Below are 23,595 nucleotides of genomic sequence, written 5' to 3'. Positions count from 1 at the left end.
CATGAATGCAATTGCTGTAGCAGGGCCGGTGAGCGGGCGTCAACTGCACAAGTTTGGCGGCAGCAGTCTGGCGGATGTGAAGTGTTATCTGCGTGTGGCCGGGATTATGGCGGAATACAGCCAGCCGGGCGACATGATGGTGGTATCGGCCGCCGGCAGTACCACCAACCAGTTGATCAGCTGGCTGAAGCTCAGCCAGAGCGATCGCCTGTCTGCGCACCAAGTGCAGCAGGCGTTGCGTCGTTATCATAGCGATCTTATCGGCGGCCTGTTGCCGCCGGAAAGCGCCGAGCCGCTGATCGCAGAGTTCATTCAGGATCTGGAACGTCTGGCGACGCTGCTGGACGGCAAAGTCGACGACGTGTGCTATGCCGAAGTGGTTGGGCACGGCGAGATCTGGTCGGCGCGCCTGATGGCGGCGGTGCTCAATCATCTGGATATGCAGGCGGCTTGGCTGGATGCGCGTGATTTCCTGCGCGCCGAGCGCGCTGCGCAGCCGCAGGTGGATGAAGGCCGTTCTTACCCGCTGCTGCAACAATTGCTGGCCCAACACCCGGGCAAACGCCTGGTGGTGACCGGTTTCATTTCGCGCAACGACGCCGGGGAAACCGTGCTGCTGGGGCGTAACGGCAGCGACTACTCCGCCACTCAGGTCGGCGCGTTGGCCGGCGCCGCGCGCGTGACCATCTGGAGCGACGTGGCCGGGGTGTACAGCGCCGATCCGCGCAAGGTGAAAGACGCTTGCCTGCTGCCGCTGCTGCGCCTGGATGAGGCCAGCGAGCTGGCGCGTCTGGCGGCGCCGGTGCTGCATACCCGCACCCTGCAGCCGGTCTCCGGTAGCGATATCGATCTTCAGCTGCGCTGCAGCTACCAGCCGGAGCAGGGCTCGACGCGCATCGAGCGCGTGCTGGCTTCCGGCACCGGCGCCAAGATTGTCACCAGCCACGATGACGTGTGCCTGATTGAACTGCACGTTGCCGCTCAGCATGACTTCAAACTGGCGCAGAAAGAGTTGGATCTGGTGCTCAAGCGTGCACAGATCAAGCCGCTGGCGGTGGGCATCCACCCAGATCGCAATCTGGTGCAGCTGTGTTACACCTCCGAGGTGGTCAACAGCGTGCTGGCGACGCTGCAGAATGCGGCGCTGCCGGGCGAACTGCACTTGCGTGAAGGGTTGGCGCTGGTGGCGATGGTTGGCGCCGGGGTGTGTAAGAACCCGCTGCACAGCCACCGTTTCTACCAGCAGCTGAAAGACCAGCCGGTAGAGTTTATTTGGCAGGCGGAAGATGGCATCAGCCTGGTGGCGGTGTTGCGCCAGGGGCCGACCGCGCTGCTGATCCAGGGGCTGCACCAAAGCCTGTTCCGCGCCGAGAAGCGCATCGGTCTGGTGCTGTTCGGCAAGGGCAACATCGGTTCGCGCTGGCTGGAACTGTTCGCTCGCGAGCAGACCAATATCTCCGCGCGCAGCGGCTTCGAATTCATTCTGGCGGGGGTGGTGGACAGCCGCCGCAGCCTGCTGAACTACGACGGGCTGGACGCCAGCCGCGCGCTGGCGTTCTTTGAGGACGAAGCGCAGGAGCTGGACGAAGAGTCGCTGTTCTTGTGGATGCGCGCACACCCGTTCGACGATCTGGTGGTGCTTGACGTGACCGCCAGCGAAGAGCTGGCCGGGCAATATCTGGATTTCGCCAGCTATGGTTTCCACGTGATCAGCGCCAACAAGCTGGCGGGTGCCTCGTGCAGCGATACGTATCGCCAGATTCGCGACGCTTTCGCCAAAACCGGCCGCCACTGGCTGTATAACGCCACCGTCGGCGCCGGGCTGCCGGTCAACCATACGGTGCGCGATCTGCGCGACAGCGGCGACAGCATTTTGGCAATCAGCGGCATCTTCTCCGGCACGCTTTCCTGGCTGTTCTTGCAGTATGACGGCACGGTGCCGTTTACCGAACTGGTGGATCAGGCCTGGCAGCAGGGGCTGACCGAGCCGGATCCGCGGGTCGATCTCTCCGGCCAGGACGTGATGCGCAAGCTGGTGATCCTGGCACGCGAAGCGGGTTACGACATCGAGCCGAACCAGGTGCGGGTCGAGTCGCTGGTGCCGGCGGGCTGCGAACAAGGTTCCGTCGATCAGTTCTTCGAGAACGGCGAGGCGCTGAACCAGCAGATGCAGCAGCGCTTTGAGGCCGCCAGTGAAATGGGCCTGGTGCTGCGTCACGTGGCGCGTTTCGACGCCAACGGCAAGGCGCGGGTCGGCGTGGAGGCGGTGCGTCCTGAGCATCCGCTGGCTTCGCTGCTGCCGTGCGACAACGTGTTCGCCATCGAAAGCCGCTGGTATCGCGATAACCCGCTGGTGATCCGCGGGCCAGGTGCCGGCCGCGACGTGACCGCCGGTGCGATCCAGTCAGACCTTAACCGTTTGGCGCAGCTGCTTTAATCCTCTGCGGGCGCGGGTTCTCCGCGCCCCTTTGCATTTCCGGCCATCCTTATCTCCGCCGCGATCATGAAATTCCTTCGTTTAACGGCTGAGGATTAATCATCTTATTACCCTCACTTTCCTGTTGACTCTTTAGCCAACATGCGGCATTTTCTATCTAGACGTCTAAACGTATAGACGCTCATCAAGATGAAATAAAAACAGTGATCGATAAGAGGTGAGCAGGGTATGAGCTTTTTCCACGCAAACCAGCGGGAAGCGCTGAATCAGAGCCTGGCGGAGTTGAACGGCCAGATTAACGTATCATTCGAATTCTTCCCGCCGCGCACCAGCGAGATGGAAGAGACCCTGTGGCAGTCGATCGATCGTCTGAGCATCCTCAAACCCAAATTCGTTTCCGTCACCTACGGTGCCAACTCCGGCGAGCGCGATCGCACCCACAGCATCATCAAGGGGATCAAGGAGCGCACCGGCCTGGAGGCGGCACCGCACCTGACCTGCATCGACGCCAGCCCGGCACAGCTGCGCGATATCGCGACCGATTACTGGAACAGCGGCATTCGCCATATCGTGGCGCTGCGCGGCGATCTGCCGCCGGGCGGCGGCAAGCCGGAAATGTACGCGACCGATCTGGTGGCGCTGCTGAAAGACGTGGGCGACTTCGACATTTCCGTCGCCGCCTACCCGGAAGTGCACCCGGAGGCGAAGAGCGCCCAGGCCGATCTCATCAACCTGAAGCGCAAGATCGACGCCGGCGCCAACCGCGCCATCACCCAGTTCTTCTTCGACGTTGAGAGCTACCTGCGTTTCCGCGATCGTTGCGTCACCGCCGGTATCGACGTGGAGATCGTGCCGGGTATTCTGCCGGTGTCCAACTTCAAGCAGCTGCAGCGCTTCGCCACCATGACCAACGTGCGGGTGCCGAGTTGGATGACCAGCATGTTCGAAGGTCTGGACGACGATGTGGAGACCCGCAAAATGGTCGGCGCCAACATCGCCATGGACATGGTGAAGATCCTCAGCCGTGAAGGGGTGAAAGATTTCCACTTCTATACGCTGAACCGCGCCGAGATGAGCTACGCCATCTGCCACACGCTGGGCGTGCGCCCGGTGGCCGCCGCCTGACAGGCCTGTTCCATTGAAAAGAAGGGCGCCGTTTTACCGCGGCGCCCTTTTTTGTGGGTGTGAGAAATAAAAAAACGGCCCCGATAAACGGGGCCGCGATTAGGCTCACTAGCCGGTGTTGCGCATCCCGGCGGCAACGCCGGCGATGGTGACCATCAGCGCCTGCTCCACGCGGGCGTCCGGCTGCTCCTGCTGACGCGAACGGTGCAGCAGTTCGGCCTGCAAGACGTTCAGCGGGTCGGTATAGACGTTGCGCAGCGCGATGGATTCGGCGATCCACGGCAGGTCTTCCATCAGGTGCGCGTCGTTGGCGATGGTCAGCACCACCTTGATGTCGCTTTCCAGCTGATCGCGCAGCTGCTGGCCCAGCGGCCACAGCGATTTATCCACCAGACGCTGATCGTAGTATTCCGCCAACCACAGATCGGCCTTGGCGAACACCATTTCCAGCATGGCGATGCGGGTGGAGAAGAACGGCCAGTCACGACACATTGCTTCCAGCTCCGCCTGTTTGCCGGCTTTCACCGCTTCCTGCAATCCGGCACCGGCGCCGAGCCAGGCCGGCAGCATCAGGCGGTTCTGCGTCCAGGCGAAGATCCACGGAATGGCGCGCAGACTCTCTACGCCACCGTTCGGCTTGCGCTTGGCTGGGCGTGAACCCAGCGGCAGTTTACCCAGCTCCAGCTCCGGCGTGGCCGCGCGGAAGTAAGGCACGAAATCCGGGTTTTCACGCACGTAGCCGCGGTACATCCGGCAGGAGGTGTCGGACAGGTCGTCCATCAGCGCCCGCCATTCTTTCTTCGGTTCCGGCGGCGGCAGCAGGTTAGCCTCGAGGATGGCGCCGGCATACAGCGCCAGGCTGCTGATGGTGACTTCCGGCAGGCCGAACTTGAAGCGGATCATCTCACCCTGTTCGGTGACGCGCAGGCCGCCCTTCAGGCTGCCCGGCGGCTGCGACAACAGCGCCGCATGCGCCGGTGCGCCGCCGCGGCCGATGGAGCCGCCACGGCCGTGGAACAGCGTCAGCGCCACGCCGGCCTTTTCACAGGTTTTGATCAGCGCGTCCTGCGCGCGGTACTGCGCCCAGGAAGCGGCCATCACGCCGGCGTCTTTCGCCGAGTCGGAGTAGCCGATCATCACCATCTGCTTGCCCTGAATAAAGCCGCGATACCAGTCGATGTTCAGCAGCTGGGTCATCACGTCGTCGGCGTTGTTCAGGTCGTCGAGGGTTTCGAACAGCGGGGCGACCGGCAGCGCGAACGGGCAGCCGGCCTCTTTCAGCAGCAGGTGTACCGCCAGCACGTCGGAAGGCGTGCGCGCCATCGAAATCACGTAGGCGGCGATCGAGCCCTGCGGCGCTTCGGCGATCACCCGGCAGGTTTCCAGCACTTCCTGCGTATCGGCGCTCGGTTGCCATTTCAGCGGCACCAGCGGGCGCTTGGAGTTCAGTTCGCGGATCAGGAACGCCTGTTTATCGGCTTCCGACCAGCTTTCATAATCGCCCAGCCCCAGATAGCGGGTCAGCTCGGCGATGGCTTCGGTATGGCGGGTGCTCTCCTGGCGTACGTCGATGCGCACCAGCGGCACGCCGAAGCAGCGCACGCGGCGCAGGGTATCCAGCAGTTGACCGTTGGCGATGATGCCCATGCCGCAAGCCTGCAGCGACTGGTAGCAGGCGTACAGCGGCTCCCACAGCTGCTCGTTGTTCACCAGCAGATCGTGCGGTTTCAGCACGCGTTCGCCTTTCAGGCGGCCTTCCAGATAGGCCTGGGAGCTCATCAGCTGGCTGCGCAGCTGCTTCATGATTTCGCGGTACGGTTCCTGCACCTCGTCACCGCCGGCGCGGGCGCGCAGCTCCGGGGTGCATTCGGTCATCGACAGCTCGGAGACCAGCACCTGGATATCGCGGGTGAACAGGTCGCAGGCTTTCCAACGGCTGAGCAGTAGCACATGGCGGGTGATTTCGGCGGTCACGTTCGGGTTGCCGTCGCGGTCGCCGCCCATCCAGGAAGTGAAGCGCACCGGCACCGCTTCTGCCGGCAGGCTGTAATTGATGGAGTTTTCCAGCTGTTCATTGAACTCGCGCAGGAACGCCGGCACGCCTTCCCACAGGCTGTTTTCCACCACCGCGAAACCCCATTTGGCTTCATCGATCGGGGAAGGGCGGTGCTTGCGAATTTCATCGGTGTGCCACGACTGGGCGACCAGTTGGCGCAGGCGGCGCATGATCTTGTTGCGCTCATAGTCGGCCAGATCGTTGTGATCGAGCTGGCTGAGGCAGGTGTTGACCTCCACCAGCTTGTGGATCAGGGTGCGGCGGGTGATTTCCGTCGGGTGCGCCGTCAGCACCAGCTCGATAGAGAGTTGCGACACCGCGTGCTGCAGCTCTTTGTCGCTGAGCTTTTTGTCTTTGAGGCGGCTGAACAGCTGGGCCAGCGCTTCCGGGTTGCTGGCGGCTTCGCCGTTGGGCGAAATACTGTGGTACTGCTCGGCGACGTTGGTCAGGTTGAGGAACTGGCTGAAGGCGCGCGCCACCGGCAGCAACTCGTCATTGGACAGGTTCTGCAGGGTGGAGAGCAGCTCCTGGCGATGCGCTTCATTGCCGGCGCGTGAGGATTTGGAAAGCTTACGGATAGTCTCAACGCGATCGAGAATATGCTCGCCCAGCGCTTCTTTGATGGTATCGCCGAGCAATTTGCCGAGCATACTGACATTACTGCGCATTGCCGAATATTGTTCGTTCATATAACCCCTGACCCAGTTCTGTATGATTTTTATCTTGTAAATAAATTTCACGCGTCAGGCGAAGACCGCCTGCCTGATCACATCGCGTTCCTGTCCAATCGTCAATTGACACTATTTTTAGCAAAAAAACATCAAAATCGACGCATTTTCTGAAATTTAATTACGGCGCGTCGGTTATCAGCGCGGCTTATTTCGCCGTTTACTACTTCTTTTGAGGTAGGGGAAAGCATAAAGCATTTCCCCTGTTAAATGTCGGGTTTATTGCCGGCAAAAGTGACTGACCAGCTGGCCCAGCAGTTTGCGCGTCGGTTCGATAAACGCGGTGTCGATGTATTCGTCCGGCTGGTGGGCCTGATCGATCGAACCGGGGCCGAGCACCAGCGTCGGGCAGACCTGCTGCACGAACGGCGCTTCGGTGCAGTAGTTGACCACCTGCGTGCGGGTGCCCAGCAGTTCCTCGATCACCGCCACCATGCGGTGATCGGTCGGGCACTCGTAACCCGGTACCGAAGCGTGCAGCTCTTCGATGGTCAGGCGGCCCGGCCAGCGTTGGCTCACCGGCTCCAGTGCTTGATGCATCAGCTCGTTGATGTTGTCGAGCGTCATGCCGGGCAGCGGGCGGATATCCAGATGCAGTTCGCAGCAGGCGCAGATGCGGTTGGCCGCGTCGCCGCCGCTGATATGGCCGAAGTTCATGGTGGGATAAGGCACGGCGAACGCCGGATTGTTGTAGCGCTCTTGCAAGGTTTTGCGCAGTTCCATCAGGCGGCTAATGGACTCGTGCATCAGATCGATGGCGTTGACGCCGCGCGCCGGGTCGCTGGAGTGGCCGGACTGGCCGACGATGCGAATGGCGTTGGCCATGTGCCCCTTGTGCGCGCGCACCGGCTGCAGCGAGGTCGGTTCGCCGATGATGGCGAAATCCGGGCGAATGGCGGTAGAGGCGGCGAAATAACGCGCGCCGGCCATCGTCGTTTCTTCATCTGCGGTAGCCAGAATGTACAGCGGCTTGGTCAGTTTGCTCGCGTCGATGTCGCGCACCGCATCCAGAATAAAGGCGAAGAAACCTTTCATGTCGGCAGTGCCCAGGCCATAGAGCTTGTTGTCGTGCTCGGTCAGGGTGAAGGGATCGCGCGTCCAGCGGCCTTCGTCGTAAGGCACCGTATCGGTATGGCCGGCCAGCAGCAGGCCGCCGCTGCCTTCGCCGATGCTGGCCAGCAGGTTGAATTTGTGGCGCGAATCCGGCACCGGCTGCACGTCGACACGAAAGCCCAAATCGGTAAACCAGCCGGCCAGCAAGTTGATTAATGCTTCATTGCTCTGATCGAGGCCGGCATCGGTGGCGCTGATCGACGGTGTGGCGATCAACGCCCGGTACAGCTCAATAAATGGAGGTAATTTCATCTTCACTGTTGACAGCCTTTGGTTAGGATAGTATCAATATTCATGCATTTATTTTGAATAAAAATACAGTAAGCCGAAGCGTAAGGGAACCCGATGCCCGGATGTTTATAAAAGCATCAACGCCTGGCTCCGTGGGTGAACGGCGCAACAACGCTGGCTAGCCCTGTTACCTGGGTCGAAAGCGACCGCACGTCAGTTTAGAAGGTGAAAGGCCACATGTTGAATACGCTGATCGTTGGTGCCAGCGGTTACGCCGGAGCGGAGCTCACGGCTTACCTTAATCGCCACCCACACATGAACATAACCGCTTTAGCGGTTTCAGCGCAAAGTGCAGATGCAGGAAAGTTGCTTTCCGAGCTGCATCCCCAGTTGAAAGGCATCGTCGATCTGCCGCTGCAGCCGTTGACCGACGTTGCCAAGGCGGCGCAGGGCATCGACGTAGTATTCCTCGCCACCGCCCATGAAGTCAGCCACGATATCGCACCGGCCTTCCTGGCGGCGGGCTGCGTGGTGTTCGATCTGTCCGGCGCCTTCCGCGTACAGGACGCCGGCTTTTATACCCAGTACTACGGTTTCGAGCATCAGCATGGCGCCCTGCTGGAGCAGGCGGTGTACGGCCTGGCGGAGTGGCAGAGCGACAAGATTAAGCAGGCGCAGCTGATTGCCGTGCCGGGCTGTTACCCGACGGCGGCGCAGCTGGCGCTGAAACCGTTGATCGAGAAGCAGCTGCTGAACCTCGACCAGTGGCCGGTGATCAACGCCACCAGCGGCGTCAGCGGCGCCGGGCGCAAGGCCAGTATGACCACCAGCTTCTGCGAAGTGAGCCTGCAGCCGTACGGTATTTTCACTCACCGGCACCAGCCGGAGATTGCCGCGCACCTGGGCGTGCCGGTCATCTTCACGCCGCATCTGGGCAATTTCCCGCGCGGCATTCTCGAAACCATCACCTGCCGCCTGAAGGCCGGCGTGACCGCGCAGGACGTGGCCGCCGCCTATCACGCCGCCTATGACGACAAGCCGTTGGTGCGGTTGTACGACCAGGGCGTGCCGGCGCTAAAAGCGGTGGTGGGGTTGCCGTTCTGCGACATCGGTTTTGCGGTGCAGGGCGAGCATTTGATCGCCGTGGCGGTGGAAGACAACCTGCTGAAAGGCGCGGCCGCGCAGGCGGTGCAGTGCCTGAATATCCGTTTCGGCTTCCCGGAAACCCAGTCACTCCTTTAAACCAGCGTGAGTAAACAGCAATGAACCCGTTAATTATCAAGTTAGGTGGCGTGTTATTAGACAGTGAAGAAGCGCTGGAGCGCCTGTTTACCGCGTTGGACAGCTACCGGCAGCAGCATCAGCGCCCGCTGGTGATCGTGCACGGCGGCGGCTGCGTGGTGGACGAACTGATGAAACAGCTCTCTTTACCGGTGGTGAAAAAGAACGGCCTGCGGGTCACACCGGCCGATCAGATCGACATCATCACCGGCGCGCTGGCCGGCACCGCCAACAAAACGCTGCTGGCGTGGGCCATTAAACATCAAATCAACGCTGTCGGCCTGAGCCTGGCGGACGGCGGCAGCGCAGTCGTGACCCAGCTCGATCCGGCATTGGGCCACGTCGGCAACGCGCAGCCTGGTTCGCCCGCGCTGCTCAATACCCTGCTGGCCGCCGGCTACCTGCCGGTGATCAGCTCCATCGGCATCACCGCCGAAGGGCAGTTAATGAACGTGAACGCCGATCAGGCAGCGACGGCGCTGGCGGCGACGCTGGGGGCGGATCTGATCCTGCTGTCGGACGTCAGCGGCATCCTCGACGGCAAGGGGCAGCGCATTGCGGAAATGACGGCGCAAAAAGCGGAGCAACTGATCGCGCAAGGCATCATCACCGATGGTATGGTGGTGAAGGTGAATGCGGCGCTCGACGCCGCCCGCACCCTCGGCCGCCCGGTGGATATCGCCAGCTGGCGCCATGCCGATCAGCTTCCTGCTTTGTTTAACGGCGTGTCGATTGGCACCCGGATCCTCGCTTAATTTTAGAATTAGAAAGGAATAGATCATGCAAAACCAAGGCATCAAAAAAATCGTTCTGGCGTACTCCGGCGGCCTGGATACCTCGGCCATCATTCCATGGCTGAAAGAGAACTACGGCGGCTGTGAAGTGGTGGCGTTCGTGGCGGATATCGGTCAGGAGCGCAGCGATCTGGAAGGCGTGGAGCAAAAAGCCCTGCAGTCCGGTGCCTCTGAATGCCACGTGGTCGATCTGCGTGAAGAATTTATCCGCGATTACGTTTATCCGGTGCTGCAGACCGGCGCCCTGTACGAAGGCAGCTACCTGCTGGGCACCTCGATGGCACGGCCGATCATTGCCAAGGCGCAGGTCGAACTGGCGCTGAAAGTGGGCGCCGACGCGCTGTGCCACGGTGCGACCGGCAAAGGCAACGATCAGGTGCGTTTCGAAACCACCTATACCGCGCTGGCGCCGCAGCTGAAAGTGGTGGCACCGTGGCGTGAGTGGAACCTGCGTTCCCGTGAAGCGCTGCTGGATTACCTGAAAGAGCGCAACATCCCGACGACCGCGTCGCTGGAGAAGATCTACAGCCGCGATGAAAACGCTTGGCATATCTCCACCGAAGGCGGCGTGCTGGAAAGCCCGTGGAATGCGCCGAACAAAGATTGCTGGGTGTGGACCGTCGATCCGCAGGAAGCGCCGGACCAGCCTGAACAGGTGACCGTTACCGTCGAGAAAGGCCGCGTTGTGGCGGTTAACGGTAAAGCGCTATCGCCGTATCAATGCCTGGAAGCCCTGAACGCGCTGGGTGCCAAGCACGGCGTCGGCCGCATCGATATCGTGGAAAACCGCCTGGTGGGTATCAAATCCCGCGGCTGCTATGAAACCCCGGGGGGCACCATCATGGTGGCGGCGCTGCGCGCCGTCGAACAGCTGGTGCTGGACCGCGACAGCTTCAAATGGCGCGAGCAGCTGGGCCTGGAGATGTCCTATGTGGTGTACGACGGTCGTTGGTTCGCGCCGCTGCGCCGCTCGCTGCAGGCCTCTGCCGAAGCCTTGGCTGAAGAGGTGAACGGCGAAGTGGTGCTGCAGCTGTACAAAGGCCAGGTAACGGCGATCCAGAAGAAATCCGCCAACAGCCTGTACTCCGAAGAGTTCGCCACCTTCGGCGAAGACGAAGTTTACGATCACAGCCACGCGGGCGGCTTTATCCGCCTGTTCTCTCTGTCTTCACGCATCCGCGCGTTGAACGAGAAAAAGAATAAATAACCGATTGGCGTGACTCTGCAAGGGCGCAGCATGCTGCGCCCTTTCGTATAAAATTCATACCCTAAATAATTCGAGTTGCAGGAAGGCGGCAAGGGCGAGAGTCCCGATGAGCTTACATCGGTAAGTGATTCGGGTGAGCGCTCGCAGCCAACACACCTGCGGCTCGAAGTATGACGGGGGACAGGAGTAAGGTATGGCACTTTGGGGCGGACGGTTCACTCAGGCGGCGGATCAGCGGTTCAAGCAACTCAACGATTCGCTGCGGTTCGATTATCGCCTGGCGGAGCAAGATATCGTGGGCTCGGTGGCCTGGTCGAAGGCGCTGGTGACCGTTAACGTGTTGACAGCGGCGGAGCAGCAGCAGCTGGAGCAGGCGCTGAATGCGCTACTGACGGAAGTCCAGGCCGATCCTTTGGCGATCGTCCAAAGCGATGCCGAAGACATCCACAGCTGGGTGGAGCAGAAGCTGATCGAGAAGGTCGGCGATTTGGGCAAGAAGCTGCACACCGGCCGCAGCCGCAACGATCAGGTCGCGACCGATCTGAAGCTGTGGTGCAAACAGCAAATTGGCGATCTGCATCAGGCGATCGTTCAACTGCAGCAGGCGCTGGTGGAGACCGCCGAAGCCAACCAGGATGCGGTGATGCCGGGGTATACCCATTTGCAACGCGCGCAGCCGGTGACTTTCGCCCACTGGTGCCTGGCCTATGTCGAGATGCTGGCGCGCGATGAGAGCCGTCTGCAGGATACCCTGAAACGGCTGGACGTCAGCCCGCTGGGCAGCGGCGCGCTGGCCGGTACCGCTTATCCTATCGATCGCGAGCAGCTGGCCGGCTGGCTGGGTTTCGCCTCGGCGACCCGCAACAGCCTGGACAGCGTATCCGATCGCGATCATGTGCTGGAGCTGCTGTCCAATGCCGCCATCAGCATGGTGCACCTGTCGCGCTTCGCCGAAGATCTGATCTTCTTCAACAGCGGCGAAGCGGCGTTTGTCGAGCTGTCTGACCGCGTGACTTCCGGTTCTTCGCTGATGCCACAGAAGAAAAACCCGGACGCGCTGGAGCTGATCCGCGGTAAGTGCGGCCGTGTGCAGGGTGCGCTAACCGGCATGATGATGACGCTGAAAGGCCTGCCGCTGGCGTACAATAAAGACATGCAGGAAGACAAAGAAGGGCTGTTCGACGCGCTCGACACCTGGATGGACTGCCTGCAAATGGCGGCGCTGGTGCTGGACGGGATCCAGGTGAAACGCCCGCGCTGCCAGGAAGCGGCGGAGCAGGGCTATGCCAACGCCACAGAGCTGGCGGATTACCTGGTCGCCAAGGGCGTGCCGTTCCGCGAAGCGCACCACATCGTCGGCGAGGCGGTGGTAGAAGCGATTCGCCAGGGTAAACCGCTGGAAGCGCTGCCGCTGGCGGACTTGCAGCAGTTTAGCGCGACGATCGGTGACGACGTTTACCCGATCCTAGCGTTGCAATCCTGCCTGGACAAGCGTGCGGCCAAAGGCGGTGTCGCACCGCAGCAGGTGGCCGCGGCAATCGCCGCAGCGAAACAGCGTTTGGCCTGACGACGACAAGGGCGGCCCGGCGCCGCCCTTGAACCTTTACCCCGCCAGACGTGCACACAGATAGCGGTTCAGGCTCACGCCTTCCTCCATCGCGCCGATCGCCAGCCTGCGGTGCTGTTCCGGCGTCATGCGCAACACCAGTTTTCCGCTGAAGTTTTTTTCCGCCAGCGCCTGCGGCGGCGTTTCGCCTTGCGCCAGCATATCGGCGATCGTTTCGCTCACGACTTTTTCGATACCCTCCAGTGCGTCGGTACGCGTGGCCGCCAGCCAGGACAACGAGGGGAATTCGGCGCACAGCCCGACATATTCACGATCTTCCGCTGACCAGGTGATGCGATAGGTATAGTGTTCATGCTTTTCCATGTTCTTCCTCCATTCTGGCCAGTGCGGCGATGACCTGCTTAACCTGATATGCCTTGGCTGCGCCGTTGTTGCCGCGTTGGATATTGATGCGCGGATCGCCTGACCAGGGCATGCGATAAACGTGATGGCTGCTACCGTTTATGCGCGGCGGCCCAAACCATCGCACGCAGATTTTCGCTAACTCGGCGAATTTGATGCTGTTCTGCCGCTGTTGCAAATCAGCGATGTCATCCCTGATCTCGTTCATGCCGCCTCCATTTTAGTATCATTATTGGTATCATTTCAATGTTGAAGTATAAAAAATGAGCGCAGAAGGGCCGTGAGGCAAGAGGAGGGAGGAAAATGTGGAAAGTGCTGCGCAAAAAACCGGGCCTGAAGGCCCGGTGGGGATGAACGGAGAATAAGAGGTTATTCGCCCGGGCAGCGCTGGCAGCGCTCGATTTCGGTCGCGCCGAGTTTGAGCTTCGCCTGCAGATCGCGCAGCGCGGTGCGCAAGCCTTCTTCGATCACCGGATGATAGAACGGCATGTCCAGCATCTGATCGACGGTCATCTGCTGCTGGTGCGCCCAGGCCAACAGGTGCGCGATGTGCTCGGCGTCCGGGCCGATCATTTCCGCGCCGAGGAAACGGCCGGTGCCCTGCTCGCCGTAGACGTGCAGAATGCCCTTGTTGCGCAGCATCACCCGCGAGCGGCCCTGATTTTCAAACGAGACCTGGCCCACTTCAAAGCAGCCGCAGGCGCTGAACTTCTCGTTCAGTTCGCGGAAGGTTGAGCCGACCATGGCGATCTGCGGGTCGGAGAACACCACCGAAATCGCGCTGCGGCGCAGGCCCGGGGTGATTTCCGGGAAACTGCCGGCGTTGGCGCCGGCGATGCGCGCCTGATCGCTGGCCTCATGCAGCAGCGGCAGCTGGTTGCTGGCGTCGCCGGCGATGAAGATATGTGGCACGCTGGTTTGCATCGTCAGGCGGTCGGCCAGCGGTACGCCTCGGGCGTCAAGCTGCAGCCCGGTGTTTTCGAGGCCCAGCCGATCGACGTTGGGGCGGCGGCCGGTGGCGGCCAGTACGTAGTCCACCAGGATCTCCTGCGGTTGGCCCTGCAGATCCCGATAGCGGATAAACACTTTATCGCCTTCGCGCTGCATCATCTCCACTTTCACGTCGGCGTCGAGATAGAACTCTTCCCCCAACGCTTTGGCGGCGTAGTCGCGCACGGCGCTGTCGGTCAGCGGCCCGACGGCACCGCCGATGCCGAAGACCTTGGTATCGACACCGAGGCGGTGCAGCGCTTGTCCCAGCTCCAGCCCGATGACGCCGGGGCCGAATACCGCTACGGACTGCGGCAAATCATCCCAGTTGAACAGGTCGTCGTTGACGATCAGACGATCGCCCAGTTCGTTCCACGGCGCCGGCCAGCTGGGGCGAGAACCGGTGGCGATCACGATGCGTTGCGCCACGATGCGCGTATGCTCATCGACCTGAAGCGTGTTGTCGTCGATAAACCGGGCATAGCCCTGAATTTTGTCGCCGGCCGGGATCTCGTCCACGCCTTCCAGCACGAAGCCGACGAAGCGATCGCGTTCGCGCTTGACGCGATCCATCACGTTGCGCCCGTCGATGCGGGTTTTACCGGTTGGGTGCACGCCAAAGCCTGGCGCACGTTCGATTTGATGCACCGCTTCGGCGGCGGCGATCAGTAATTTGGATGGCATGCAACCAACGCGCGCGCAGGTGGTGCCGTAAGGCCCGCCTTCGATCATCACCACGCTGGGGGTAGACAGTTTGGCCGCGCGATAGGCGCCGAGCCCTGCGGTGCCGCCGCCGATGACAGCGACATCAACGTTCAACAGTTTCATATCCGCTCCTGAAAGGTAAAAAAAGGGCGGGCCGTAGCCCGCCAAAGTTCACGTTGGCTTTGTTATTACTTATTAAGCTGACAGGAAAGTTTCCAGATCGTCGCTGCCGCCGATGTGACGGCCGCCGATGAACACTTGCGGCACCGTGGCGCGGCCGCTGACGGCGCGCAGGCTGACGGTGGTGGCGTCTTTGCCCAGTACGATCTCTTCATACTGAATGCCGCGTTCTTGCAGCATCTGCTTGGCTTTGGCGCAGAACGGGCAGCCTGGTTTGGTGAACAGAGAGACCGATTCCTGCACTTTGAATTCCGGCGCCAGGTATTTCAGCATGGTATCGGCGTCGGACACCTCAAACGGGTCGCCCGGCTTGTTCGGCTCGACGAACATTTTCTCGACCACGCCGTTGCGCACCAGCATCGAGTAGCGCCATGAACGCGGGCCAAAGCCCAGATCCGCTTTCTCGACCAGCATGTTCATGCCTTTGGTGAATTCACCGTTGCCGTCCGGCACGAAGGTGATGTTTTCCGCATGCTGATCGGCTTTCCAGGCGTTCATCACGAAGGTGTCGTTCACCGAGACGCACAGAATGCTGTCGACGCCGTGTTGTTTGAATACGCTGGACAGCTCGTTATAGCGCGGCAAGTGGCTCGAAGAGCAGGTTGGCGTGAATGCGCCCGGCAGCGAAAATACGATGACGGTTTTGTTTTTGAACAGGTCATCAGTGGTCACATCAATCCATTGGTCGCCCTGACGGGTGTGGAAAGTAACCTGAGGAACTTTCTTGCCTTCTTGACTGGTAAACATTGATTAACCCCTTAATTAGGAAAAGTAATTTTTAGCATTTAGCGCTATATCGCTTCGTTGGGACACATTATTGTCGTTGGGACTTGATAGATCTAATCGCTCATTGCTATCTTATCTATCGCCATGAGCTATCATGGAATGGAGGGAACAATGAATATTCGTGATTTAGAGTATCTGGTCGCCTTGGCCGAGCACCGGCATTTCCGCCGCGCGGCCGACTCATGCCATGTGAGCCAACCCACGCTCAGCGGGCAGATCCGCAAGCTGGAAGACGAACTGGGCGTTATGCTGCTCGAGCGCACCAGCCGCAAGGTGCTGTTCACTCAGGCGGGCCTGTTGCTGGTGGAGCAGGCGCGTACCGTGCTGCGCGAAGTGAAAGTGTTGAAGGAGATGGCCAGCCAGCAGGGTGAAGCCATGTCTGGGCCGCTTCACATTGGCCTGATCCCGACCGTGGGGCCCTATCTGCTGCCGCAGATCATCCCGACGCTGCATAAAACCTTCCCGAAACTGGAAATGTACCTGCACGAAGCGCAAACCCATCAACTGCTGGCGCAACTCGACAGCGGCAAATTGGACTGCGCCATTCTGGCGTTGGTGAAGGAAACCGAGGCGTTTATCGAAGTGCCTCTATTCGATGAACCGATGAAGCTGGCGGTGTACTCCGATCACCCGTGGGCGCAGCGCGAGCGCGTGGCGATGCCGGATCTGGCGGGAGAGAAACTGCTGATGCTGGAGGATGGCCACTGCCTGCGCGATCAGGCGATGGGCTTTTGCTTCCAGGCGGGGGCGGACGAAGATACCCACTTCCGCGCCACCAGTCTGGAAACGCTGCGCAATATGGTCGCGGCCGGCAGCGGCATTACCCTGCTGCCGTCACTGGCGGTGCCGCCGCAGCGCGAACGCGACGGCGTCTGCTATCTGGATTGCTACAAGCCGGAACCGAAGCGCACCATCGCATTGGTGTACCGCCCCGGTTCCCCTTTACGCAGCCGTTATGAGCAATTGGCCGAGGCGATCCGCGAGCACATGCAGGGCTACATCGACAGCGCGTTAAAACAGGCGGTTTAAGCCGTTAAGCGCCGCCACCCGGTAGGCTTCGGCCATGGTCGGATAGTTGAAGGTGGTATTAACGAAATACTCGATAGTATTGCCTTCTCCTTTCTGTTCCATGATCGCTTGGCCGATGTGGATGATCTCCGCCGCACGCTCACCGAAGCAGTGGATCCCGAGGATCTGCAGGGTGTCGCGATGGAACAGGATCTTCAGGCTGCCGACGTTCATCCCGGCGATCTGCGCGCGCGCCAGATGTTTGAACTGGGCGCGGCCCACTTCATACGGCACTTTCATCGCCGTCAGTTCCTGCTCGGTTTTGCCGACGGAGCTGATTTCCGGAATGGTGTAGATGCCGGTCGGGATATCTTCGATCAAGTGACCGCTGGCTTCGCCGGAAGCGATCGCCTGCGCAGCGATGCGGCCCTGATCGTAAGCGGCGGAGGCCAGGCTCGGATAACCGATCACGTCACCGACCGCGTAGATGTGCGACAGTGCGGTTTGATACATGCTGTTCACCTTCAGCAGCCCGCGGCTGTCCGACTCCAGCCCGATGTTCTCCAGCCCCAGCGAATCGGTGTTGCCGGTACGGCCGTTGGCGTACAGCAGGCAGTCCGCTTTCACCTTCTTACCGGACTTCAGGTGCACGATCACGCCGTCTTCGGTGCCCTCGATCTTCTCGAACTCTTCGTTGTGGCGGATCACCACGCCGTTGTTCCAGAAGTGGTAAGAGAGCGAATCCGACATCTCCTGATCGAGGAACGCCAGCAGACGATCGCGGGTGTTGATCAGATCCACCTTGACGTTCAGACCGCGGAAGATAGACGCGTACTCGCAGCCGATTACCCCGGCGCCGTAAATGATCACGTGGCGCGGTTCATGGCTCAGCTCGAGAATGGAGTCGCTGTCGTAGATGCGCGGGTGATTGAAATCGACGCTGGCCGGATGGTAAGGGCGCGAACCGCAGGCGATCACGATGTGATCGGCGCGGATGGTGTCCTGGGTGCCGTCCATATAGCTGACGCTGACGGTGTTGGCGTCGATAAAGCGCGCGTCGCCGGCGAACAGCTTGCACTGGTTACGCTCATAGAACCCTTGGCGCATGCGGGTCTGCTGGCTGATGACGTTATCGGCGTGGCGTAAAATGTCAGGGAAGGTCGCACTGAGCGTGCGCGAATTGTTGTAAAGCGGGTTCTGGTTGAATTCGATAATGCGGCTGACGGCGTGGCGGAGGGCTTTGGACGGGATGGTACCCCAATGGGTACATCCGCCGCCTACGTTGTTGTACCGTTCGATAACGGCCACGCGGGCGCCCTGTTTCACCAGCCCCATAGCGGCACCTTCACCACCAGGGCCCGAGCCAATCACAATGGCATCAAATTGATAGTGCTGTTGCATGTAGGAGAGACCTGTTTTTATACAAGATTACAACGGTATCTTAACATCATAGCGCTGCTCACCCAATCACCATTAGGCTTTTTGAGTCAAAGCACAATCGGTTCAGAGTGGAAGTGTGATAGAGCGCGTTAGTATAAATGCTGTTGCGATAAAATTTGCTATATTGCCAAGTCTAGGGCGTTAGACTGAGAGAATGGAACCTATCCGGATATGCATATGGGCGTCAGAGCACAACAAAAAGAACGGACTCGTCGTTCCCTGATCGAAGCCGCATTCAGCCAGCTGAGCGCCGAACGCAGCTTCGCCAGCCTGAGCCTGCGCGAAGTTTCACGTGAGGCGGGCATCGCGCCCACATCGTTTTACCGCCACTTCCGCGATGTGGATGAGTTGGGGCTGACGATGGTGGACGAAAGCGGCCTGATGTTGCGTCAGTTGATGCGCCAGGCGCGCCAACGCATCGCCAAGGGTGGCAGCGTGATCCGCACCTCAGTTTCTACCTTTATGGAATTTATCGGCAACAACCCGAACGCCTTCCGTCTGCTGTTGCGCGAGCGCTCCGGCACCTCGGCGGCATTCCGTGCGGCGGTGGCGCGCGAGATCCAGCATTTCATCGCCGAGCTGGCGGATTACCTTGAGTTGGAAAACCACATGCCGCGCAGCTTCACCGAAGCGCAGGCGGAAGCGATGGTCACCATCGTGTTCAGCGCCGGCGCGGAAGCGCTGGATATCGACGCCGAGCAGCGGCAGCAGCTGGAAGAACGGCTGGTGCTGCAGCTGCGGATGATCTCCAAAGGGGCGTATTACTGGTATCGTCGCGAACAAGAAAAAGCTTCTGTGTCCCACGTATAAAAAAGGTAAAAATGATGGAAAAACCAGGCCGTGAAAATGGCACCTTACTGCTGGCATTGATTGCCGGCCTTTCGATCAACGGTTCCTTTGCTGCGCTGTTCAGCTCGGTGGTGCCGTTTTCGATCTTCCCGCTGATCGCGTTGGTGCTGGCGGTGTACTGCCTGCATCAGCGTTACCTGAACCGCGCCATGCCGGACGGCATACCGAAGCTGGCGGCGGCCTGTTTCCTGTTGGGGCTGCTGCTGTACAGCGCCATCGTGCGCGCCGAATACCCGCAGATCGGCTCCAACTTCCTGCCTTCGGTTGTCTGCGTGGCGTTGGTGCTGTGGATCGGGGTTAAGCTGAAGGCGCGTAAAGCGCTGAATACGCCGACTCAAGAGCCATAATGAAACGGGGCGCCATCATGGCGCCCCTGTCGTATCAGCGGTGTTTTTCCAACAACACGCCGCATTCCATATGATGGGTGTACGGGAACTGATCGAACAGCGCCAGGCGGCTGACCCGATGGGTGGTCTGCAGCGTTTCCAGGTTGGCGCACAGCGTTTCCGGGTTGCATGAGATATACAGAATGCGCGGGTAGGCCTGCACCATCTTCACCGTTTCATCGTCCAGCCCGCTGCGCGGCGGATCGACGAAAATCGTCTCGCAGTTGTAGCCGCTCAGGTCGATGCCTTTCAACCGGTTGAATTCGCGCACCCCGTTCATTGCCTGGGTGAAATCTTCCGCCGCCATGCGGATGATCTGTACATTGTCGATTTGGTTGGCGGCGATGTTGTACTGCGCCGCCGCCACCGACGGCTTGGCGATCTCGGTCGCCAGCACGCGCTCGAAATTGCGCGCCAGCGCCAGCGAGAAGTTGCCGTTACCGCAATAGAGCTCCAGCAAATCGCCTTTGGAACCGGCGGTGACCGCCAGCGCCCATTCCAGCATCTGCACGTTCATGGCCGCGTTGGGCTGCGTGAAGCTGTTTTCCACCTGGCGGTAGATCATGTCGCGGCCGGCGACCGGCAGCACTTCGTCGACATAATCCTGGTCGAGCATGATCTTGGTTTTCGACGCGCGGCCGATCAGCTGCAGGTCGAAACCCTGAGCGCGCAGATCGTCGCGCAGCTGCTCGGCGCGTTGCTGCCAAACGTCATCCAGCTTGCGGTGATACAGCAGCGAGGCGATGATTTTACCGCTTTGCGTCGACAGATAATCGATCTGGAACAGCTTGTGACGCAGGATCGGCTCCGGTTTCAGCGCGGCGATCAGGGCGCTCATCAGGCGGTTGATCAGCTCGCTGGCGGCCGGGAACTGATCGACGCGAATACGCTGCTTGGTCTGCTGATCGAACATGATGTGGTACATGTCGTCCGCGTCGTGCCAGATGCGGAATTCGGCGCGCATGCGGTAGTGGTCGACTGGCGAGCGGAACACTTCCGGCTCGGGCGCCGCGAACGGTGACATCAACGTCTTCAGGCGGGCGACTTTCTCCGCCAGTTGGTCATCGTAACGTTCAATAGGCAAATTCTCGGGCGTCATGTGTTTCTTCTCGTCAGGCAAATTTGATCAGCGGGGATTGTAGGGAATCAGACCGTGAAGTCCAGTTTTGTCGTGTTTATTATTTGTAACATTAATAGCAGTCTAGACATCTATTTGCATTGATCGTAGCATTGCCGTCCGGCCTCAAGCAGCGAGTGAAAAGGGAATCCGGTGTGAATCCGGAGCTGACGCGCAGCGGTAAGGGGAAGTCACGGCGATAGCGTTTCGACGCAGACACTGTCCACTGCAGGATGGGAAGTCATCGCCCGTTGCCGGTCGCGCCCCGCGGCCCGCAAATCCCAAGCCCGAAGACCTGCCGGTGTTACGTCGCAATGTCCGTGGCCGTCGCGAACTACCGGCCATGATCCTGCGGCATCCGCCAATTAAGTTTGGATGCTTTTCTCATGACAATTACAAAAAATACGCTGCTGGCGGTGGTCTCCTCCGTCACGGCTTTTTCTGGATGGGCGCAAGACAACACCACAGCCACTAGCGGGGATAACCTGGTGGTGACCGCCAACCGTTTCCCGCAGCCGGTTTCTTCCGTGCTGGCACCGACCACCATCGTCACCCGTAACGATATCGATCGCTGGCAGGCCAAGAATCTGACCGACGTGATGCGCCGTTTGCCGGGCGTGGACATTGCGCAAAACGGCGGGCTGGGGCAAAAGAGCTCGCTGTTTATTCGCGGCACCAACTCCAGCCACGTGCTGGTGCTGATCGACGGCATTCGCCTTAATCAGGCGGGTGTCAGCGGTTCTTCCGATCTCAGCCAAATCCCGATCTCGCTGGTGCAGAAAGTCGAATATATTCGCGGCCCGCGTTCGGCGGTGTACGGTTCCGACGCCATCGGCGGTGTGGTCAATATCATAACCACCCGCGAAAAGAACGGCTCTACGTTGGCCGCCGGCGTCGGCTCCAACGGCTATCAATCCTACGATGCGTCGACTCAACAGCAGTTGGGCGACAGCACCGTGGCGACGGTGGCAGGAAACTACACCTATACCAAAGGGTATGACGTGGTGGCCGAAGGCAATACCAGTATTCCGCAGCCGGATCGCGACGGCTTTATGAGTAAATCGCTGTACGGCGGCATAGAGCATAAATTTAATGAAGCGTTCAGCGGTTTTGTGCGTGGTTATGGTTATGACAACCGCACGGCCTATGACGGCAATTACAGCTATTCGGATCCGGCGCATATGGATGCGCTGCCGGATACCCGCCAGCTTTATAGCCAAAGTTGGGATAGCGGCCTACGCTATCGGGATGGCATCTATGCCACACAGCTGATCGCGAGCTATAGCCACACCAAAGACTATAACTATGATCCCAAATATGGCCCTTATTCCGCATCCGCAACTCTGGATGATTCCACACAATACAATGTGCAGTGGGGCAATACGTTCCAGGTTGCCCAAGGCCATATCAGTACGGGTGTCGATTGGCAAAATCAGAAAATCGAGCCGGGCACGGCTTACATCACTGACAGCAAGAGCCAACGTAACACCGGGCTTTATCTGACGGCGCAGCAACAAATTGACGCCTTTACCCTGGAAGGGGCGGTACGTGGCGACGATAACTCGCAGTTTGGTTGGCATGGCACTTGGCAAACCAGCGTGGCTTGGGAGTTTGTTGAGGGTTATCGCGCCATTGCCTCTTATGGCACTGCATTTAAAGCGCCGAATTTGGGGCAACAGTACGGCAGCTTTGGTGGCAACCCGGATTTGAAGCCGGAAGAAAGCAAACAGTGGGAAGGGGGCTTTGAGGGGTTGACCGGGCCGGTTACCTGGCGCGTCAGCGGCTATCGTAACGATATAGATAACCTGATCAGCTATGCATCCAGTGGTTCAAGCTCTGCTTATTACAATGTTGATCAGGCCAGAATTAAAGGTGTAGAGGCTACGGCTTCTTTCGAAACCGGCCCGCTGACGCACCAAATTGGCTATGATTATGTCGATCCGCGCAACGCCAAGACCAACGAAGTGCTGCTGCGTCGTGCCAAACAGCAGGTGAAATATGAGCTGGACTGGCAGCTGTATGACTTTGATTGGGCGGTGACCTACCAATACTTGGGTGAGCGATACGACAAGGATTACGGTGTTTATCCAAGCCCGACGGTTAAACTTGGCGGCGTGAGCCTGTGGGATCTCGCAGTTTCGTATCCGGTCACATCTCATCTGACAGTTCGTGGTAGAATTGCCAACCTGTTTGATAAAGATTATGAGACGGCCTATGGCTACGCTACTCCAGGAAGAGAATACTACCTCACTGGAAGCTATACCTTCTAACAGCACCGCCACACCTCGCCCGACGGTGCTGGTTTTTGATTCCGGCGTCGGCGGGTTGTCGGTGTATCAGGAGGTTCGGCAGTTGCTGCCGGATCTCCACTATATATACGCTTTCGACAACGTGGCGTTCCCCTACGGCGAGAAGTCCGAAGAGTTTATCGTTGAGCGCGTGCTGGAAATTGTCAGCGCGGTGCAGCAACGTCATCCTCTGGCGATCGTCATCATCGCCTGCAACACCGCCAGCACCGTTTCCTTGCCGGCTCTGCGCGAGCGTTTCAGTTTCCCAGTCGTGGGCGTAGTGCCCGCCATCAAACCGGCGGCCCGTCTTACCGTCAACGGTATTGTTGGCCTACTGGCGACCCGTGGCACCGTACAGCGCAGCTATACCCATGAGCTGATTTCCCGTTTTGCCACCGACTGCAAGATCGAACTGCTGGGGTCTTCAGAGCTGGTGGAGCTGGCGGAAGCCAAGCTGCACGGGGAAGCCGTGCCGCTACCGGTGCTGAAGAAGATCCTGCACCCGTGGCTCAGCATGCGCGAACCGCCGGATACTGTCGTCCTGGGCTGCACCCATTTCCCTCTATTAGCTGAAGAGCTGATGCAGGTGTTGCCGGAAGGCACCCGACTGGTGGATTCCGGCGCGGCGATTGCCCGTCGCACCGCCTGGCTTATCTCGACGCAGGAAAACCTGGTCTCGAGCCAGGAAGAGAATCTGGCGTATTGCATGGCGTTAAATGAAGATACTGACGCTTTATTGCCCGTTTTGCAGGGTTATGGCTTTAAATCGTTGAAAAAACTACCGCTTTAACGGCATTTTGGTTAAACATTCAACGGTTGGAAAGAATATTGAAAATAGGGGTTGCGGCCCGCCGAGAACTCCCTATAATGCGCCTCCACTGACCGGGAACAACGACTGACAAGTC

At 59.7% G+C, this 23,595-nt stretch carries 19 protein-coding genes and 1 riboswitch; of the genes, 11 read left to right on the top strand and 8 right to left on the bottom strand.

The window, feature by feature from the left end:
* Window position 1 precedes the first annotated feature (1 nt).
* Both BHU62_RS22230 and metF read left to right on the top strand, forming a co-directional pair.
* On the top strand, window positions 2–2,437 hold the full coding sequence (locus BHU62_RS22230; protein ID WP_073534605.1) for a bifunctional aspartate kinase/homoserine dehydrogenase II: 2,436 nt from the start codon (window positions 2–4) through the stop codon (window positions 2,435–2,437).
* Window positions 2,438–2,665: 228 nt separating this feature from the next.
* Complete coding sequence (metF, locus tag BHU62_RS22225; protein ID WP_073534604.1) at window positions 2,666–3,562, top strand: methylenetetrahydrofolate reductase; 897 nt, start codon at window positions 2,666–2,668, stop codon at window positions 3,560–3,562.
* Window positions 3,563–3,670: 108 nt separating this feature from the next.
* Here the strand turns inward: metF and ppc are convergent, their stop codons facing one another.
* Together ppc and argE are read right to left on the bottom strand one after the other, a co-directional pair.
* Window positions 3,671–6,307: a phosphoenolpyruvate carboxylase gene (gene ppc, locus BHU62_RS22220; RefSeq protein WP_073534619.1), complete on the bottom strand. Its 2,637-nt coding sequence runs from the start codon at window positions 6,305–6,307 to the stop codon at window positions 3,671–3,673.
* A 258-nt stretch (window positions 6,308–6,565) separates the two neighbouring features.
* Complete coding sequence (argE, locus tag BHU62_RS22215; protein WP_073534603.1) at window positions 6,566–7,711, bottom strand: acetylornithine deacetylase; 1,146 nt, start codon at window positions 7,709–7,711, stop codon at window positions 6,566–6,568.
* A 216-nt stretch (window positions 7,712–7,927) separates the two neighbouring features.
* On the opposite strand from argE, the gene argC reads away from it, so the two are divergent.
* The 4 genes from argC to argH all read left to right on the top strand — a co-directional run bounded on the left by argC (window position 7,928) and on the right by argH (window position 12,539).
* Window positions 7,928–8,932, top strand: a complete 1,005-nt coding sequence (argC, locus tag BHU62_RS22210; protein WP_073534602.1) for an N-acetyl-gamma-glutamyl-phosphate reductase — start codon at window positions 7,928–7,930, stop codon at window positions 8,930–8,932.
* Between the two features lie 20 nt (window positions 8,933–8,952).
* Entirely contained in the window at window positions 8,953–9,726 is a 774-nt protein-coding gene (gene argB / locus BHU62_RS22205; protein ID WP_073534601.1) for an acetylglutamate kinase, read from the top strand.
* A 25-nt stretch (window positions 9,727–9,751) separates the two neighbouring features.
* Window positions 9,752–10,972, top strand: coding sequence for an argininosuccinate synthase (locus tag BHU62_RS22200; protein ID WP_073534600.1), 1,221 nt, complete (start codon window positions 9,752–9,754; stop codon window positions 10,970–10,972).
* A 193-nt stretch (window positions 10,973–11,165) separates the two neighbouring features.
* Entirely contained in the window at window positions 11,166–12,539 is a 1,374-nt protein-coding gene (gene argH, locus BHU62_RS22195) for an argininosuccinate lyase (RefSeq protein WP_073534599.1), read from the top strand.
* 36 nt (window positions 12,540–12,575) lie between these two features.
* Here the strand turns inward: argH and BHU62_RS22190 are convergent, their stop codons facing one another.
* From BHU62_RS22190 to BHU62_RS22175, 4 genes are all read right to left on the bottom strand, one after another.
* Complete coding sequence (locus tag BHU62_RS22190) at window positions 12,576–12,902, bottom strand: type II toxin-antitoxin system HicB family antitoxin (RefSeq protein ID WP_073534598.1); 327 nt, start codon at window positions 12,900–12,902, stop codon at window positions 12,576–12,578.
* Window positions 12,889–13,149, bottom strand: coding sequence for a toxin HicA (locus BHU62_RS22185; protein ID WP_048232159.1), 261 nt, complete (start codon window positions 13,147–13,149; stop codon window positions 12,889–12,891). The genes BHU62_RS22190 and BHU62_RS22185 overlap by 14 nt, the downstream gene beginning before the upstream one ends.
* Before the next feature lie 161 nt (window positions 13,150–13,310).
* Window positions 13,311–14,759, bottom strand: a complete 1,449-nt coding sequence (locus BHU62_RS22180) for a dihydrolipoyl dehydrogenase (protein ID WP_073534597.1) — start codon at window positions 14,757–14,759, stop codon at window positions 13,311–13,313.
* Between the two features lie 72 nt (window positions 14,760–14,831).
* Entirely contained in the window at window positions 14,832–15,563 is a 732-nt protein-coding gene (locus BHU62_RS22175) for a glutathione peroxidase (RefSeq protein WP_015379403.1), read from the bottom strand.
* Between the two features lie 150 nt (window positions 15,564–15,713).
* On the opposite strand from BHU62_RS22175, the gene oxyR reads away from it, so the two are divergent.
* Window positions 15,714–16,631 (top strand): DNA-binding transcriptional regulator OxyR, encoded by a 918-nt coding sequence (gene oxyR, locus BHU62_RS22170; RefSeq protein ID WP_015379402.1) that lies wholly within the window; start codon window positions 15,714–15,716, stop codon window positions 16,629–16,631.
* On the opposite strand, the gene sthA is transcribed toward oxyR, so the two are convergent.
* On the bottom strand, window positions 16,614–18,011 hold the full coding sequence (gene sthA / locus BHU62_RS22165; RefSeq protein ID WP_073534596.1) for a Si-specific NAD(P)(+) transhydrogenase: 1,398 nt from the start codon (window positions 18,009–18,011) through the stop codon (window positions 16,614–16,616). The genes oxyR and sthA overlap by 18 nt on opposite strands.
* A gap of 216 nt (window positions 18,012–18,227) precedes the next feature.
* Between sthA and fabR the strand changes: the two genes are divergently transcribed.
* Window positions 18,228–18,860 (top strand): HTH-type transcriptional repressor FabR, encoded by a 633-nt coding sequence (fabR, locus tag BHU62_RS22160; protein ID WP_073534618.1) that lies wholly within the window; start codon window positions 18,228–18,230, stop codon window positions 18,858–18,860.
* Window positions 18,861–18,874: 14 nt separating this feature from the next.
* The gene (locus tag BHU62_RS22155) at window positions 18,875–19,246 is read left to right on the top strand and encodes a YijD family membrane protein (protein WP_073534595.1); all 372 of its coding nucleotides are present in this window, start codon (window positions 18,875–18,877) and stop codon (window positions 19,244–19,246) included.
* Between the two features lie 34 nt (window positions 19,247–19,280).
* Here the strand turns inward: BHU62_RS22155 and trmA are convergent, their stop codons facing one another.
* Window positions 19,281–20,384, bottom strand: a complete 1,104-nt coding sequence (gene trmA, locus BHU62_RS22150) for a tRNA (uridine(54)-C5)-methyltransferase TrmA (RefSeq protein WP_073534594.1) — start codon at window positions 20,382–20,384, stop codon at window positions 19,281–19,283.
* Between the two features lie 122 nt (window positions 20,385–20,506).
* Window positions 20,507–20,720, top strand: a riboswitch (cobalamin riboswitch).
* Between the two features lie 68 nt (window positions 20,721–20,788).
* Between trmA and btuB the strand changes: the two genes are divergently transcribed.
* Together btuB and murI are read left to right on the top strand one after the other, a co-directional pair.
* Window positions 20,789–22,672: a TonB-dependent vitamin B12 receptor BtuB gene (btuB, locus tag BHU62_RS22145; protein WP_073534593.1), complete on the top strand. Its 1,884-nt coding sequence runs from the start codon at window positions 20,789–20,791 to the stop codon at window positions 22,670–22,672.
* A complete protein-coding gene (gene murI, locus BHU62_RS22140; protein WP_073534592.1) occupies window positions 22,617–23,480 on the top strand; it encodes a glutamate racemase in 864 nt (287 codons plus the stop codon). Before btuB ends, murI begins: the two co-directional genes overlap by 56 nt.
* Window positions 23,481–23,595: the final 115 nt, after the last annotated feature.

The organism is Serratia marcescens, assembly GCF_001902635.1.
GTDB classification, from domain to species: domain Bacteria; phylum Pseudomonadota; class Gammaproteobacteria; order Enterobacterales; family Enterobacteriaceae; genus Serratia; species Serratia marcescens_F.
Note: the sequence above shows the minus strand (reverse complement) of the source record. Positions and strands in the feature narration are given on the sequence as shown.

What these genes read in the sequence shown, in the direction of transcription:
- sthA (WP_073534596.1), bottom strand. Translation starts at nt 18,011, where the DNA reads ATGCAACAGCACTATCAATTTGATGCCATTGTGATTGGCTCGGGCCCT.
- metF (WP_073534604.1), top strand. Translation starts at nt 2,666, where the DNA reads ATGAGCTTTTTCCACGCAAACCAGCGGGAAGCGCTGAATCAGAGCCTG.
- ppc (WP_073534619.1), bottom strand. Translation starts at nt 6,307, where the DNA reads ATGAACGAACAATATTCGGCAATGCGCAGTAATGTCAGTATGCTCGGC.
- BHU62_RS22200 (WP_073534600.1), top strand. Translation starts at nt 9,752, where the DNA reads ATGCAAAACCAAGGCATCAAAAAAATCGTTCTGGCGTACTCCGGCGGC.
- BHU62_RS22185 (WP_048232159.1), bottom strand. Translation starts at nt 13,149, where the DNA reads ATGAACGAGATCAGGGATGACATCGCTGATTTGCAACAGCGGCAGAAC.
- BHU62_RS22175 (WP_015379403.1), bottom strand. Translation starts at nt 15,563, where the DNA reads ATGTTTACCAGTCAAGAAGGCAAGAAAGTTCCTCAGGTTACTTTCCAC.
- argB (WP_073534601.1), top strand. Translation starts at nt 8,953, where the DNA reads ATGAACCCGTTAATTATCAAGTTAGGTGGCGTGTTATTAGACAGTGAA.
- murI (WP_073534592.1), top strand. Translation starts at nt 22,617, where the DNA reads ATGGCTACGCTACTCCAGGAAGAGAATACTACCTCACTGGAAGCTATA.
- oxyR (WP_015379402.1), top strand. Translation starts at nt 15,714, where the DNA reads ATGAATATTCGTGATTTAGAGTATCTGGTCGCCTTGGCCGAGCACCGG.
- argC (WP_073534602.1), top strand. Translation starts at nt 7,928, where the DNA reads ATGTTGAATACGCTGATCGTTGGTGCCAGCGGTTACGCCGGAGCGGAG.
- BHU62_RS22180 (WP_073534597.1), bottom strand. Translation starts at nt 14,759, where the DNA reads ATGAAACTGTTGAACGTTGATGTCGCTGTCATCGGCGGCGGCACCGCA.
- btuB (WP_073534593.1), top strand. Translation starts at nt 20,789, where the DNA reads ATGACAATTACAAAAAATACGCTGCTGGCGGTGGTCTCCTCCGTCACG.
- BHU62_RS22190 (WP_073534598.1), bottom strand. Translation starts at nt 12,902, where the DNA reads ATGGAAAAGCATGAACACTATACCTATCGCATCACCTGGTCAGCGGAA.
- BHU62_RS22155 (WP_073534595.1), top strand. Translation starts at nt 18,875, where the DNA reads ATGGAAAAACCAGGCCGTGAAAATGGCACCTTACTGCTGGCATTGATT.
- argE (WP_073534603.1), bottom strand. Translation starts at nt 7,711, where the DNA reads ATGAAATTACCTCCATTTATTGAGCTGTACCGGGCGTTGATCGCCACA.
- argH (WP_073534599.1), top strand. Translation starts at nt 11,166, where the DNA reads ATGGCACTTTGGGGCGGACGGTTCACTCAGGCGGCGGATCAGCGGTTC.
- fabR (WP_073534618.1), top strand. Translation starts at nt 18,228, where the DNA reads ATGGGCGTCAGAGCACAACAAAAAGAACGGACTCGTCGTTCCCTGATC.
- trmA (WP_073534594.1), bottom strand. Translation starts at nt 20,384, where the DNA reads ATGACGCCCGAGAATTTGCCTATTGAACGTTACGATGACCAACTGGCG.
- BHU62_RS22230 (WP_073534605.1), top strand. Translation starts at nt 2, where the DNA reads ATGAATGCAATTGCTGTAGCAGGGCCGGTGAGCGGGCGTCAACTGCAC.